This window comes from Lentzea sp. NPDC004782 (assembly GCF_040609115.1).
GTDB lineage: Bacteria > Actinomycetota > Actinomycetes > Mycobacteriales > Pseudonocardiaceae > Lentzea.
Map to the genome: position 1 here is coordinate 40364 of NZ_JBEXJN010000021.1, position 14033 is coordinate 54396.

A 14033-nucleotide genomic window follows, 5' to 3' on the forward strand; every position below is an offset into this window, starting at 1 on the left:
AGTCCAGGACTCCAGAACGCCCGTAGGCTGACATGGTGCTCGCAGTCGTTCCACCCCCGGTCACGGTCCGCGTCCCGGCCAAGGTCAACCTGCACCTGGCCGTCGGTGACGTGCGCCCGGACGGCTACCACGACCTGGTGACGATCTTCCAGGCGCTTTCGCTGGTCGACGAGGTCACGGTCGCGGTGGCGGACGAACCCGGTGTCGAGGTCCACGGCGAGGGCGCCGACCAGGTGCCCACGGGAGCCTCGAACCTCGCCTGGCGCGCGGTTCGCCTGCTGGCCGCGCACGTCGGCAAGGACCCCGACGACCCGAAGGTCCGGGTCGTCATCCGCAAGGCCATCCCCGTCGCGGGCGGCATGGCGGGCGGCAGCGCGGACGCGGCGGCGACGCTCGTGGGCCTGTCGTCGTTGTGGCGGCTGGAAATCAGCCGTGACGAGCTGGCCGAACTGGCCGGCAAGCTCGGTGCCGACGTGCCGTTCGCCCTCTACGGCGCCACCGCGCTCGGCACCGGCCGCGGCGAGCGGATCGTGCCGGTGCTGAGCCGTCACCAGTTCCACTGGGTGCTGGCGTTCGACCGGCGCGGACTGTCCACTCCGGACGTGTTCGACGAGCTGGACCGCCTGCGTGCCGAGGGAGATCCGCCACGCGTCGGTCCCGTCGAGGCCGTGCTGGAGGGTCTTTCCTCCGGCGACCCGCGTCAGCTGGCGTTGCTGCTGGGCAACGACTTGCAGGCCGCCGCCGTGTCTTTGCGGCCGAACCTGCGCCGGACGCTCAGGGCAGGTGTCGACGCGGGCGCGCTGGCCGGCATCGTGTCCGGTTCGGGCCCCACGACGGCGTTCCTGTGCGAGGACGGCGACACGGCGGTGCGCGTGGCCGCCGAGCTGGCCGGCGCGGGCGTGTGCCGGACGGTCCGGGTCGCGCACGGCCCGGTGCCGGGTGCGCGGGTGATCACGACCGAGGAACCGAAGCCGACGCCGCCGGAAGTCCACGCCTAATACGTGGTGAGCAGGGCCTTTGGCACTTCCAGGTAGCCTCTGCGGGGGTATTTCTTCTCGGGTCGTGAGGTTTTGATGGCCAACCTGGTCAACCTGGAGTCCGTGTCGAAGTCGTTCGGCGTCCGGCCGCTGCTCGACGGCGTGTCGCTCGGCGTCAACGAGGGCGACCGGATCGGTGTCGTCGGCCTGAACGGCGGTGGCAAGACGACGCTGCTCGAGGTGCTGGCCGGGGTCGAACCGGCGGACGACGGCAGGGTGTCGCGGTCGCGCGATCTGCGGATGGCGGTCGTGACGCAGCGCACGGAGCTGCCGGAGGGCTCGACCGTGCGCAACGCGGTGATCGACCCGCTCGGCTTCGACGCGGAGCACGAGTGGGCGTCGGACGCCCGTGTCAGGTCCATTTTGGACGGACTCGGGATCATGGCGCTGGGCCTGGACTCCGTGGTCTCCACCATGTCCGGTGGTGAGCGGCGCCGGGTCGCGCTCGCGGCTGCGCTGATCCAGGACCTCGAACTGATCGTGCTGGACGAGCCCACGAACCACCTCGACGTCGAGGGCGTGCGGTGGCTCGCGGAGCACCTGCTGGCCCGCAAGTGCGCGCTCGTGGTCGTGACGCACGACCGGTGGTTCCTCGACACGGTCTGCAACCGCACGTGGGAGGTCGTGCTGGGCAAGGTCGAGCAGTACGAGGGCGGTTACGCCGACTGGATCTTCGCGCGCGCCGAGCGGCAGCGGCTCGCGGACGCGGCGGAGGAGAAGCGGCAGAACCTGGCGCGCAAGGAGCTCGCGTGGCTGCGCCGCGGCGCACCCGCGCGGACGTCCAAGCCGCGCTACCGGATCGAGGCCGCCGAGGCGTTGATCGCGGACGTGCCGGCGCCGCGCGACAACGTCGAGCTGCTCGCGTTCGCCAAGAAGCGCCTGGGCCGCACCGTGATCGAGCTGGAGGACGTGACACTGTCCATTCCGGACCGGGTGCTGGTGCGCGACCTGACGTGGCGCATCGGGCCCGGCGACCGCATCGGTCTGGTCGGGGTCAACGGATCCGGCAAGACGACGTTGCTGAAGCTGCTGGCCGGTGAGCGCGAACCCGAGACGGGCAAGCGGATCCAGGGCCAGACGGTGAAGATCGCGCACCTGTCGCAGGAGCTGCACGACCTCGACGGGTCGATGCGCGTGCTGGAGGCGATCGAGGAGGTCGCGCGGCGCGTCGTGCTCGGCAAGTACGAGATGTCGGCGTCACAGCTGGGCGAGCGGTTCGGGTTCTCGTCGCAGAAGCAGTGGACGCCGGTCTCGGACCTGTCCGGTGGCGAACGGCGGCGGTTGCAGCTGTGCCGGTTGCTGATGGCCGAGCCGAACGTGCTGCTGCTCGACGAGCCGACGAACGACCTGGACATCGACACGTTGCAGCAGCTGGAAGACCTGCTCGACTCGTGGCCGGGCACGCTCGTCGTGATCTCCCACGACCGCTACCTCGTCGAGCGCGTGTGCGACAAGGTCGTGGCGTTGTTCGGTGACGGCAAGCTGACCGACCTGCCCGGCGGGATCGACGAGTACCTCAAGCGCCGGGACTTGTTGCGCGACAGGGAAAGCGCCGCCGTCCCGGCCGTCGCGAAGGTACCGTCGAACGCGGCCGACCAGCGGGCCGCCCGCAAGGAGCTGGCGCGCCTCGAGCGGCGCCTCGAAGTGCTGCACAAGAAGGAAGCCGAGCTGCACGCGGCGCTCGCCGAGGCCGCCACCGATCCCGACCGGCTGCTGAAGCTCGACGCCGAGCTCCGTGCCGTGCTGGCGGAGGAGGCCGACGTCGAGGCCGCCTGGATGGCCGCGGCCGAGGTCGTCGAGGGCTGACGATGAACGGCGCATTTGTCCACCTCAGGTGAACAAATGCGCCGTTCATCGACCTCGGCGGCGCAGTTCGTTGGCGAGCATCGGGAGCAGTTCGTCGATGAACGACGTGTCGTAACCCTGGCCGGAGAGCAGGGCGTAGCTGAAGCGCGCCTTCATGACCTCTTCCGAGGTCGCCCCGAGCATGCCGTCGAGCGCGACGCCGATCTCCTCCAGCATCCGGTCGACCTGGGCGGTGCGGTAGCCGCGCTGGCCCGCGGCCGCCGGTGGGATGCGAAGCTGGCGCAGGTCCTTCCAGGACCGCACCTGGGGCATGCTGCGGACCGGTCCGGAGAGCTGCTGCTCGACCCGGCTGAGGAACGCGTCGACCTCGGTCTCGTCGTAGCCGCGCCGTCCGATGAGCGGACGGGAGAACCTGACGTCGCGGACGTCCTTGGCGGTCAGGTTGTCCTGGCCTCGTAACGTCGCCTCGATGCGGTCGAGGAACGCGTCCACCTGGGACTCCTGATAGCCGCGGCGGCCGCGGGGAGGGCGGTGGAACGCGACGTTGCGGACGTCGGCCGCGGTGAGCTTCGGTGAGTCCACGGCCCTGGGCTGCGCGGGCTGCTGCACCGGCGGCTGCGGCTGGGGGCGCCGCGGTGGCTGGGGACTCCGCTGCTGGGGCCGTTGCTGTTGCTGCGGCAGCTGCGTGGTGGGCGGCGCGGGCGGCTGCGGCATCCTGGGCGGTGGTGCGGTTTCGAGCATGAGCACCACGAGGTCGAGGAACGTGTCCACGTCCTCCTCGTCGTACCCGAACGTGCCGGGCGCGGTCTCGCCGAACACCGCGTCCTGAACCTGTTGGGCGGTCAGGTTGTCCTGGCCGCGCAGGGTGGCCTCGATGCGGTCGAGGAACGCGTCGATCTGGCCTTCGTGGTAGCCGCGCGTCCCCGGTCTGGGCTTGTGGAAGCGCACGGCGGCAACGTCTTCAGGGGACAGTCGCACCGCGGGTCTGAGCGCCTGCGACGTGGCGTGCGCACCCTGGGCGGGCGCCGCGGCCTGCTGTCGTTGCGGAGTGGACCGCAACGTGTCGGCCACGAGCTCCATGAAGACGTTGACCTCGTTCACGTCGTAGCCCGGATCGCGGGTCGCCGTCTTGAACTTGACGTTGAGCACGTCCTCGCGCGTGAGGATGTCTCTGCTGCGCATGGTGTCCTCGACCCGGTCGAGAAATGCGTCCACCTCAGCCGCGTCGTATCCGCGTGCGCCCCTGGGGGGACGATGGAACGCGACCGAGGCCACGTCCTGCGCGGAGAGCAGAGGTGCCGGATGCGCGGGTAGACGATGCTGCGCTCCGGGGCCGCCCCGATCCACCAATGACCTCCTCCTGCGTACCTGTACTGGGGAGTATCGCGTTTCGCGTGGCATAACGTTTCGTCCTGTTGGACCAAAGGGCGCCACTACGATCGCGAACATGAGTCAGTTCGTGGATGTGATGCTGGCGACGGCCGCCAACGGCCAGGACAGGGGCATGACGACGGGGGAACCCGCCGCACCCGTCCGCCGGACATGGGCCGAGGTGCACGAACGCGCCCGGCGGATGGCCGGTGCGCTCGACGTGGCGCCGGGCACCGCGATCGCCGTGCTCGCCGCCGAACCTGCTGTGATCGCTCCAGCCGTGCAGGCAGCCTGGCTGTGCGGCGGCAGCGTCACGATGTTGCATCAACCCACACCACGCACCGACCTGGCCGAGTGGGCCGAGGACACGCTGCGGGTGCTCGCCATGATCGACTCGCGGCTGGTCCTGCTCGGAAGCCCTTTTGACGCCCTGGCTCCCGTGCTCGACCAGCACGGCATCCCGTACCGCAAGCTCTCGGAGCTCGACGGCGAGCCGATCGCTCACCCTGTTCCCACCCCCGAGGATGCCACGGCACTGCTGCAGTTGACGAGTGGATCGACCGCCGATCCGAAGGCGGTGCGCATCACCCACCGCAACCTGATGGCGAACGCCACCGGCATGCGGATCGCCGCGGCCCTCGATCCAGCTTCCGACGTCATGGTGTCGTGGCTGCCGTTGTTCCACGACATGGGCATGGTCGGGTTCCTGACCGTGCCGATGCTGTTCGGCCTGGAACTGGTGAAGGTCACCCCCGTCGACTTCCTGTCGCGCCCGACCCTGTGGGCCGACCTGATCACGCGCTACCGCGGCACGATCACCGCCGCGCCGAACTTCGCCTACGCGATCGTGGCCCGCCGCCTTGCCTCCTCCACCGACTCGTTCGACCTGTCGTCGATGCGCCTGGCCCTGAACGGCGCCGAGCCCATCGATCCCGCCGCGGTCGAGGCGTTCGTGTCGGCCGGGGCGCGGTTCGGGCTGCGTCCCGAGTCGATCCTGGCCGCGTACGGGATGGCCGAGACCACCCTGGGCGTGGCGTTCGCGCCGCTGTTCACGGGCCTGTCCGTGGACGTGGTGGACGCGGACGCCGTCGAGGCGGACCGGCGTGCGGTGCCTGCTGCCGAGGGGCGGGCGTTCCCGTTGCTCGGCCCGCCGCTGCCGGGACTGGAGCTGCGGGTCGTGTCCGACTCGGGTGCCGTGCTGGGCGTCCGGGATGTGGGTGAGCTGCAGATCCGCGGCGAGGCGGTGACGCCGGGATATCTGACCGTGAACGGGCCGCTGGCCACCCAGGACGCCGAGGGCTGGCTGTCCACAGGGGACATCGGATATCTGGTGGAGGACGGCCAGGTCGTCGTCTGCGGGCGGCGCAAGGACGTCATCATCATGGGCGGGCGGAACATCTATCCGACCGATGTGGAGCGTGCCGCCTGCTCCGTTGACGGTGTGCGCGCGGGCAATGCCGTTGCGGTGCGGCTGGACGCCGGGACGCAGCGGGAGCGGTTCGCGGTGGTGCTGGAGTCGAAGCTGGCCGGGGACGCCGAGGCCGAGAAGTCGCTGGTCAAGGAAGTCACGGCACGGGTGGTCGACGCGGTCGGGTTGCGGCCGTTCGCCGTCGTGGTGCAGCCGCCGGGGACGTTGCCGAAGACGCCTTCCGGCAAGCTGCGGCGGTCCGCGGCGGCCTCGTTGGTCTAGTGGAAGGCGTTTTGCGCGGCTTCGAGGCCCTTGGTGACGAGGGCCTCGGTCGCGTCCGCCGCCCGGTCGATCTCCAACGCGAGCTGCTTGCGCTCCACCGTCGAGAAGTCCTTGAGGACGTAGTCGGCCGGGTCCTGACGGCCCGGTGGGCGGTCCACGCCGAAGCGGACGCGGTAGTAGTCCTTGGTGCCCAAGGATTTCGTGATGGAGCGGAGTCCGTTGTGGCCGTTGTCGCCGCCGCCGAGCTTCATGCGGATGGCGGCGAACGGGAGGTCCAGCTCGTCGTGGATCACGACGATCAGGGAGGGCTTGAAGAACTTCACGGCGCTCGACACCGGGCCGCCGGAGAGGTTCATGAAGCTGCGCGGCTTGGCGAGCACCACGCGGTGGCCGCTCAACCGGCCCTCGACGATCTCGGCGCCGGACTTGTGGGCCTTGAACTTGCCGCCGACGCGTGCGGCCAGTTCGTCGAGGACCAGGAAGCCGATGTTGTGACGGTTGCCCTCGTACTTCGGGCCCGGGTTGCCCAGGCCGACAATGAGGGCGAGGTCATCGTCCACGGAACCGCAACTCCTGCTCGAGGTCGTCCAGCAACGCGTCCACGGCCTGCACCTGGTATCCCTTGCCCAGCAGGCCGGACGTGGTGCTGAACCGGGTGTTGCGGACCTCGGTGGAGGTCATGGCACCCCGGCCGTCCAGGTTGGCCGCGGCGCGGGCGATGAAGGCGTCGACTTCGGCGCGATCGTAGCCGGTGCCGGTCTTCGGCAGCTTGCGCGCGTACAGGTCCTCGCCGGTGTTCAGGCCCGTCGGCGGCACGATGCCGTTGCGGACCTGGTGTTCCAGCAGGTGCAGGACCCCGTCGACGCTCAGCGGGTCGTAGCCGTTGGGGACCGTGGCGAACCGCACGGTGCGCACGTGGTCCGGGTTCAGGCGGATCCGGCCTGCCAGCGCGTCGGCGATGATCAGCATGAACTCGTTCACCTGATCCGGGTCGTAGCCCTGCCGTTTGCGGCGGAAGGTCTTGGCCCGGATGTCGGCAGGCCCCAGGTATGCGGACGGCGCGCCTCCCCCCTCATGAGGGGGTGGCGCGCCGCCAGTCCGGCCCGACGTGATGGGGCTCAGCTTTCCTCGGTGGCCTCGGCCGGAGCGGCCTCGTCACCCTCGAGCTGCGCCGCGGACGGCGCCTCGTTCACGGCGACGACCAGGGCCTCGGCGTCGGTGGCGAGCGAAACGCCCGAGGGCAGCGCCAGGTCACCGGCGTGGATCTGGGTGCCGGCCTCCTTGCCCTCGATCGAGACCTCGATCTGCTCGGGGATGTGCAGCGCCTCGGCCTCCACGGTGATCGTGGTGGCGTCCTGCGTGACGAGCGTGCCGGAAGCGGCCTCACCGGTCAGGACGACCGGGACGTCGACGGTGACCTTCTCGCCGCGCTGGACGAGCAGCAGGTCGACGTGCTCGATGTAGTTCTTGATGGGGTGCGTGGTGACGGTCTTGGTGAGCGCCAGCTCGCTCCCGCCGTCGAGGGCGAGGGTGAGGACGGCGTTCTGACCATGCTCACGGACGACACGGGCGAACTCGAGCGCCGGCAGGGCCAGGTGCTTCGGGTCGGAACCGTGGCCGTAGAGCACCGCGGGGATCTTGCCGGCGCGACGGGTACGGCGGGCTGCGCCCTTGCCGAATTCAGTGCGCTGCTCAGCGGCGAGACGGACCTCGGACACGGTGGGGCTCTCCTTACAAGTCTGGCCTTGTACGTCGGGGCGGTGCACAAGTTTCAGCGGTTCAGCTCTGGGGTGGTGGCCTGCGGCGGCGAGCAGCACGCGGAAACGTCAACACGCGCGGCATCAAGCCACCGCGTCGATCACGCCGGACCCGATGGAGGTCCGCCCTCGCCGAGGCAACCCGACCAGTGTAGGTGAGCGCCCGAGCCCAGGGCCAATCGGGGGTCCGCTCCACGCACGCGGGGAGCTTTCGTACCCATGGAGAGCGCACGCGGGGAGCTTTCGTGTCGCAGGAGAGCACGCGGGGTCCCCGCGTGCCGCAGGCGTGAGGCGGTGGGCACGCGGGCGTTGTGGGGCGCACGCGGGGAGCTTTCGTTCACCAGGAGAGCACGCGGCGTCCCCGCGTGCGGCAGCGGGAGCAGGGTCGGCGTGCGTGCTGGGGAGAGGGAACGCGGGGGCCCCCCCGTTGGGGGTGGGGAACCCGGGGGCCCCCCGGGCCGGGGGCGGTGGGGGGGGGGGGGTGGGGGGGTGCGGGAGGGGGGGGGCCCCGGTTTTCCTTTTGGGAACGGGGGGGCCCCCGCGTTGCTGGTGAAGTGAGGGTCAGGCGTTGCCGTCGAACAGCGACGTGACGGAGCCGTCCTCGAACACTTCCTGGATCACGCGCGCCAGCAGCGGCGCGATGGAGAGCACGGTCATCTGCGGGAACCGCTTCTCCGCCGGGATGGGGAGGGTGTCGGTGAACACGACCTCGCGGGCGCCGGAGTTCTGCAGGCGCTCGGTGGCCGGGCCCGAGAGGATGCCGTGCGTGGCGGCGATCACCACGTCGGCCGCGCCCTCGTTCAGCAGCTGCTTGACCGCGCCGGCGATGGTGCCGCCGGTGTCGACCATGTCGTCGATCACGATGCAGAGGCGGCCCTCGACCTTGCCGACCACGCGGTTCGAGACGACCTCGTTGGGCCGCAGCGGGTCGCGGGTCTTGTGGATGAACGCGATCGGCGCGCCGCCGAGCGTGTCCGCCCACTTCTCGGCCAGCTTGGTGCGGCCGGAGTCGGGGGAGACGACGGTGATCTCGTGGCCCGCGTACTTGCCGCGGATGTGGTCCGCGAGCAGGGGCATGGCCCACAGGTGGTCGACCGGGCCGTCGAAGAAGCCCTGGATCTGCGCGGTGTGCAGGTCGACGGACACCAGGCGGTCGGCGCCCGCGGTCTTGAACAGGTCGGCCACCAGGCGGGCCGAGATCGGTTCGCGGCCGCGGTGCTTCTTGTCCTGCCGGCTGTACGGGTAGAACGGCATGATCACGGTGATGCGCTTGGCCGAGGCGCGCTTCAGCGCGTCGACCATGATCAGCTGTTCCATCAGCCACTGGTTGATGGGCGAGGTGTGGGACTGGATGACGAAGGCGTCGCAGCCGCGCACGGACTCCTCGAAGCGGACGAAGATCTCGCCGTTCGCGAAGTCGTAGGCCTGCTGCGGGGTCACCGTGACGTTGAGGTGCTTCGCGACCTCTTCAGTCAGTTCGGGATAGGCGCGTCCGCCGAAGAGCATCAGGTTCTTCTTCGGCGTTCCGGGCATCTGCGGGTTCACGGTCAGCCCTCCTCTGTCTTCTCGTCATTCTGGGCGGCGAGGGCTGCTGCCGCTGCCTGAGCCGCGGCGGTTCCTTCACGTCGGCTGAGGACCCAGCCTTCGAGGTTGCGCTGTGGGCCGCCGGACACGGCGAGCGCGCCCGGCGGGACGTTGCGGCGCAGGACGGTTCCCGCGCCGGTGTAGGCGCCGTCGCCCACGGTCACCGGTGCCACGAACATGTTGTCCGAGCCGGTGCGGCAGTGGGAACCGACGATCGTGCGGTGCTTGTTCACCCCGTCGTAGTTGACAGTTACCGATGCCGCACCGATGTTGCTGTGATCGCCGATCGTGGCGTCACCGATGTACGAGAGGTGGGGGACCTTCGAACCCTCGCCGATCTGCGCGTTCTTGGTCTCGACGAACGTGCCGATCTTGCCCTTCACGCCCAGCGCCGTGCCGGGGCGCAGGTAGGCGAACGGGCCGACGGTGGCGCCGTCACCGATCACCGAGTCGCTGCCGTGGGTCCGCACGACGGACGCGCCGACGCCCACCGTCACGCCGGACAGCGTCGTGTCCGGTCCGACCACGGCGCGCGAACCGATCACCGTGCCCGCGCGGAGCTGCACGTTCGGCTCGATCAGCGCGTCCTGGCCGACCTGCACGTCGGCGTCGACCCAGACGGACGACGGGTCGACGAACGTGACGCCGGAACGCATCAGGCCCTCGACGATCCGGCGGTTCATCTCGGCACCGACGGCGGCCAGCTGCACGCGGTCGTTGATGCCCTCGACGAGCCACGGGTCGGACGCGATCAGCGCGCCCACGCGGCGGCCGTCACCGCGGGCGATGCCCAGCACGTCGGTCAGGTAGAGCTCGCCCTGCGCGTTGTCGGTGGACAGCCGCGACAGGCCGTCGCGCAGCACCGCCGCGTCGAACGCGTAGACGCCGGAGTTGATCTCGGTGATCAGCTGCTCGGTCTGGGAGGCGTCCTTCTGCTCGACGATCCGCTGCACGGTGCCGTCGGAGTCGCGCACGATCCGGCCGTACCCGGTGGGGTTCTCCACCACGGCGGTCAGCACGGTCACCGCGTTGCCCGCGGAGGCGTGCTCGGCGAGCAGGGCCTTGAAGGTCTGGGTGTCGAGCAGCGGCACGTCGCCGTAGCTCACGATCACGGTGCCGCCCAGGTCGTGCGGCAGCTCGGCGAGGCCGCACGAGACCGCGTGCCCGGTGCCCTTCTGCTCGGCCTGCACCGCGACGGTGACCTTGCGCCCCAGAACACCGGCGAGGTTCTCGAGGTGCTCGGTGACGGCTTCGCGACCGTGGCCGACGACCACGGCCAGGTGGTCGGGATCGGTGCCGGCCGCCGCGCGCACCGCGTGTTCGACGAGTGAACGTCCGGCGATCCGATGCAGCACCTTGGGCGTGGACGACCGCATGCGGGTGCCTTCCCCGGCGGCGAGCACGACCGTGCTGACAGGGCCCTCGAGCATCAATGCTCTCCCTAACAGGCTGGGTGGTTCGAGTCCGCGGACCAGCCTAAGCCTCCGCGGACGGCTCTCCCGCCACGGCCGCGACCTGGCAGCCTCCCTGGCGCTTGGCCACGTACATCGCCGAGTCGGCCCGCGACAGGGCCTGGTTGGCGGATTCACGGGGGCGCAGCGAGATCACGCCGACCGACAGCGTGACGCCCCGGGAGAGGTCGATTGGCAAGCCTGCCACCGCATCCACGGCCCGGCCGAGTGCTGCTTCCGCGGCGTGCAGAGGGGCTCCCGGCAGCAGCACCACGAACTCGTCACCGCCGTAGCGGGCAACCATGTCGTCGCCGCGCAGCGCCTGCCGGAGTGTGCTGGCAATCACCCGAAGAACATCATCACCCTCGGCATGCGAATGCCGGTCGTTCACGCCCTTGAACCCGTCGAGGTCCACCAGCGCGATGGAGAACGGGTCGACCTGACCGGCGATGAGCTCGCTCATCTTGTCGTCGAGCGCCCGCCGGTTGGGCAGTCCGGTGAGGGGGTCCTGCAACGCCTGCTGCGCTATCGCACCGTGTGCGCGCGTCAGCCGTTCGTGCTCACGCCGCGCTGTCAACGTGGCCACGCGGCCTTCGCGCATCGCCCACAGCTCGGCCTCCAGCGCCGCGTTGTAGGACTCCAGCGCGGACATCGTGTGCGGGCCGCAGAGGTACGCGTACTCGCGTTCCAGCGACAGCAGCAGCGACGGTTCCGACGTGTCGTGCTCCATCTGCGTGCGGGTGTCGGCGAGGACCTTGAGCGCGTCGTCCAGCCGGTTCGCCACGACCAGGCACCTGGCCAGGGCGATCGCGACGATGATCAGCTCGCGCGCGTACATCGACAGGCCGCGCAACGACCACAGCCGGTCGAGGTGGTCCTCGCTCGGGCGCGTCAACGCGTGGGCGGCACCGAGGATCGGCACCTGCTCGGCGGCGTCGAGGTCGCGCCGGCCGGGGTGCAGCGACTGCCGGAACGGCACCTCCGCGGCCTCGGCGAGCCCGGAGGCCATCCGGAACTGCTCGTGCGCGGCGTCGTGCAGGTTCACCCGTTCGAGCCGCAGGCCCCAGCCGATCCGCAGCCTGGCCCTGTTCACCAGGTGCACGTAGATCTGGTGCGGCTGGCCGCTCTCGCGCAACGCGTTGTTCGCGCCCGCCAGCACGTCGTCCGCCATCTCGTAGACGCCGAGCTGGGTCAGCACGAGCGCGATGTCCTGCAACGTCGTGGCGAGCAGCTGGTCCCAGATCCGCTTGTCGAAGACGGGGTCGGTCTCGGGTTCCTCGTCGAGCATCATCGCGAGCGCCGCCGCGATCTCGGTCAGCGCCTTGTCCTCGGCGTTGGCCAGCAGGAACCGGCGTCCGCGCAACGCCCGCGCGTCCGCCTCCAGCACCATCAGGCCGTGGCGGCGGCAGTGGCTGAGCATCTCGTCGAGCTGCGGGTCGGACATGTCGACCAGACCCGGCGTCACCAGCCGGACCACGGCCGCGGCTCGCAGCAGCTGCGCGACGATGCGGGGCTCGCCGCGGCCCTGCGCCTCGGCGAGGATGTGGTCGATCTCGGACGCCGCGTCGAGCTGCGCGGCGAGGTGGCTGCTCTGGGCCACGGCGACAAGCTCGCTCGCGCGGCCCACCAGCCACGCGTCGGACATCTCGTGGTGGCGGTGGCCCACGTTGCCCTGCTCGTCGACCGTTTCCTCGGGCAGCTTCGCACCTCCCAAAGACCGCACAAGACCCCGTGCCCTGGGGCTCGCTCCGCCACCAGGATTCGAACCTGGACCATCGGAACCAAAATCCGAGGTGCTGCCTTTACACCATGGCGGAACGGACGCGCGCGAGCGCGTCCTGCGCACATGTTGTCACGAGACGTCCTCTTGTTGTCCAACCGCCACTCATCCGGCTCAGCCCAAGATCACGGCTTGGCGCCGATTGACCTGGTCAGGAAGTCCGCGAGCGCGTTGCGGTACGTGTCGGTCGCCACATTCCACCCCGACGTGTGGTCGGCGCCGGGGATCTCGACGTACTGCAGCGGCCACCCGAGGCCGTGCGCCGCGGCGGCCAGGTCGCGCGACGACTGGGCCGGCACGGTCTGGTCCGCCGAGCCGTGGAAGAGCAGCGTCGGCGGCTTGAGCGCGGGCGGGTTGCGGACCAGGTCGAACCGGTCGAAGTCGATGTCGGCGCGCCAGCCGGACACGAGCTCGGCGACCGGCGTGAGCCACGTCGGCACGCCCCGGTTCTGCGCCTGCAGGTCGAGCGTCTGCGACCAGTTGGTGACGGGGGAGTCGAGCACGACGCCGTTGACCGCCGCCGCGACGCTGGAGCGGGCCAGCGTCTGGCCGACGATCGCGCCGCCCATCGACCAGCCGTAGAGCACGATCTTCCGCGCGCCCTGGTTCTGCGCGTACTTGATCGCGGCCTCGACGTCGCGCCACTCGGTGTCGCCGAGGTGGTACAGGCCGTCGGGGGAGGCGGGCGCGCCGACGTCGTTGCGGTAGGTGATCAGCAGAACGGGCAACCCGGCACTGTGCAGCTGAGGAACCACGCGCAACGCCTCTTCGCGCTTCGCGCCCCGCCCGTGGACGGTGATGACCCACGTGTCGGCGGGGTTCGTCGCCGGCACGAACCAGGCCGGCATGTCGCCCAGCTCGGTCGGCACGGCGACGTCGTCGTAGGCCAGGCCCAGCGTGGTCTTCGGGTCGCCCTCGTACACGGCGGTCTCGACGCGGACCTTGGTGCCGTCCGGCGGTGCGCTGCCCTCCAGCAGCGGCCGTTCGACGCGGCCGTCCTCGTTCGCCGCGATGTCGCCGACCTTCGCCGCGCCGCCCGGCCAGATCAGCCCGAGGGTGCCGTGCTGCGTGGTGGCCACCGACTCGGACAGCACGACGGCCTGACCGTCGCGGCCCAGCGCGGTGTCCGGGTACTCGCGCGCCCACCGGTCGACGTCGAGCAGTTGGCCGCTGTAGTACCAGCCGATGCCACCCAGAGCGGCCGTGACCAGCACGAGCAGGACGAGGAGCGAGGTCGCGGTGATCCGGATGATCTTGCGTCTGGCCATCCACCGATGATGCCTGGTCCTGGTCTCGATTCCAGGCGACACGGCGTGACGAATGCCGAGCGACCGTGAAGACGGCCGATCGCCGGCGGCCGACCTGGGGCCTCTGATCGACGCGCATGTCGGTCCGCGTCCGTGCGGCTGTCCCGCAAAGCAGCGCAGGCCTGTTCGTCGGTGGCGGACGCCATGATGGGGATATGGCTGGAGAAGTACATGCCGAAGATCCGGTGGCGCAAGACCGAACGGGTGCTCCGACAGGGCCGCGACCTCGCGTGATCGCGCACAATTCCAG

12 protein-coding genes, 1 tRNA gene and 2 pseudogenes are annotated in these 14033 nt (G+C 70.3%); 4 read left to right on the top strand and 11 right to left on the bottom strand.

Annotated features, from left to right (window positions below; translation table 11 throughout):
• The first annotated feature begins 32 nt into the window (after nucleotides 1-32).
• Nucleotides 33-998 carry a 4-(cytidine 5'-diphospho)-2-C-methyl-D-erythritol kinase gene (locus ABZV40_RS20370; protein ID WP_355443467.1) on the top strand — a complete coding sequence of 322 codons (966 nt, stop codon included), beginning with the start codon at nucleotides 33-35 and terminating at the stop codon, nucleotides 996-998.
• 75 nt (nucleotides 999-1073) lie between these two features.
• Nucleotides 1074-2843 carry an ABC-F family ATP-binding cassette domain-containing protein gene (locus tag ABZV40_RS20375; RefSeq protein WP_355443470.1) on the top strand — a complete coding sequence of 590 codons (1770 nt, stop codon included), beginning with the start codon at nucleotides 1074-1076 and terminating at the stop codon, nucleotides 2841-2843.
• A gap of 45 nt (nucleotides 2844-2888) precedes the next feature.
• Here the strand turns inward: ABZV40_RS20375 and ABZV40_RS20380 are convergent, their stop codons facing one another.
• From ABZV40_RS20380 to ABZV40_RS20390, 3 genes and pseudogenes are all read right to left on the bottom strand, one after another.
• Nucleotides 2889-3335 carry a DivIVA domain-containing protein gene (locus tag ABZV40_RS20380; protein ID WP_355443758.1) on the bottom strand — a complete coding sequence of 149 codons (447 nt, stop codon included), beginning with the start codon at nucleotides 3333-3335 and terminating at the stop codon, nucleotides 2889-2891.
• Nucleotides 3309-3425: pseudogene (locus ABZV40_RS20385) on the bottom strand (DivIVA domain-containing protein); the annotation flags it as partial. The gene ABZV40_RS20380 and the pseudogene ABZV40_RS20385, both read right to left, overlap by 27 nt.
• A gap of 174 nt (nucleotides 3426-3599) precedes the next feature.
• A pseudogene (locus tag ABZV40_RS20390) lies at nucleotides 3600-4292 on the bottom strand (DivIVA domain-containing protein); the annotation flags it as partial.
• On the opposite strand from ABZV40_RS20390, the gene ABZV40_RS20395 reads away from it, so the two are divergent.
• Entirely contained in the window at nucleotides 4291-5904 is a 1614-nt protein-coding gene (locus tag ABZV40_RS20395; protein ID WP_355443473.1) for a fatty acyl-AMP ligase, read from the top strand. The pseudogene ABZV40_RS20390 and the gene ABZV40_RS20395 overlap by 2 nt on opposite strands.
• Here the strand turns inward: ABZV40_RS20395 and pth are convergent.
• The 8 genes from pth to ABZV40_RS20435 all read right to left on the bottom strand — a co-directional run bounded on the left by pth (nucleotide 5901) and on the right by ABZV40_RS20435 (nucleotide 13744).
• Nucleotides 5901-6464: an aminoacyl-tRNA hydrolase gene (gene pth / locus ABZV40_RS20400; RefSeq protein ID WP_355443476.1), complete on the bottom strand. Its 564-nt coding sequence runs from the start codon at nucleotides 6462-6464 to the stop codon at nucleotides 5901-5903. The genes ABZV40_RS20395 and pth overlap by 4 nt on opposite strands.
• Nucleotides 6454-7017 (bottom strand): DivIVA domain-containing protein, encoded by a 564-nt coding sequence (locus ABZV40_RS20405; protein WP_355443761.1) that lies wholly within the window; start codon nucleotides 7015-7017, stop codon nucleotides 6454-6456. The genes pth and ABZV40_RS20405 overlap by 11 nt, the downstream gene beginning before the upstream one ends.
• Nucleotides 7018-7022: 5 nt before the next feature.
• Entirely contained in the window at nucleotides 7023-7622 is a 600-nt protein-coding gene (locus ABZV40_RS20410) for a 50S ribosomal protein L25/general stress protein Ctc (RefSeq protein ID WP_355443479.1), read from the bottom strand.
• Nucleotides 7623-8222: 600 nt separating this feature from the next.
• Nucleotides 8223-9194 carry a ribose-phosphate diphosphokinase gene (locus ABZV40_RS20415; protein WP_355443764.1) on the bottom strand — a complete coding sequence of 324 codons (972 nt, stop codon included), beginning with the start codon at nucleotides 9192-9194 and terminating at the stop codon, nucleotides 8223-8225.
• A 14-nt stretch (nucleotides 9195-9208) separates the two neighbouring features.
• Complete coding sequence (gene glmU, locus ABZV40_RS20420; RefSeq protein ID WP_355443482.1) at nucleotides 9209-10675, bottom strand: bifunctional UDP-N-acetylglucosamine diphosphorylase/glucosamine-1-phosphate N-acetyltransferase GlmU; 1467 nt, start codon at nucleotides 10673-10675, stop codon at nucleotides 9209-9211.
• Between the two features lie 46 nt (nucleotides 10676-10721).
• Nucleotides 10722-12410 (bottom strand): GGDEF domain-containing protein, encoded by a 1689-nt coding sequence (locus tag ABZV40_RS20425; RefSeq protein ID WP_355443485.1) that lies wholly within the window; start codon nucleotides 12408-12410, stop codon nucleotides 10722-10724.
• Nucleotides 12411-12442: 32 nt separating this feature from the next.
• Nucleotides 12443-12513 (bottom strand) — tRNA-Gln (locus ABZV40_RS20430).
• Nucleotides 12514-12601: 88 nt separating this feature from the next.
• On the bottom strand, nucleotides 12602-13744 hold the full coding sequence (locus ABZV40_RS20435) for an alpha/beta fold hydrolase (protein ID WP_355443488.1): 1143 nt from the start codon (nucleotides 13742-13744) through the stop codon (nucleotides 12602-12604).
• Nucleotides 13745-13876: 132 nt separating this feature from the next.
• Between ABZV40_RS20435 and ABZV40_RS20440 the strand changes: the two genes are divergently transcribed.
• Nucleotides 13877-14017 carry a hypothetical protein gene (locus tag ABZV40_RS20440; RefSeq protein WP_355443491.1) on the top strand — a complete coding sequence of 47 codons (141 nt, stop codon included), beginning with the start codon at nucleotides 13877-13879 and terminating at the stop codon, nucleotides 14015-14017.
• Nucleotides 14018-14033 lie beyond the last annotated feature (16 nt).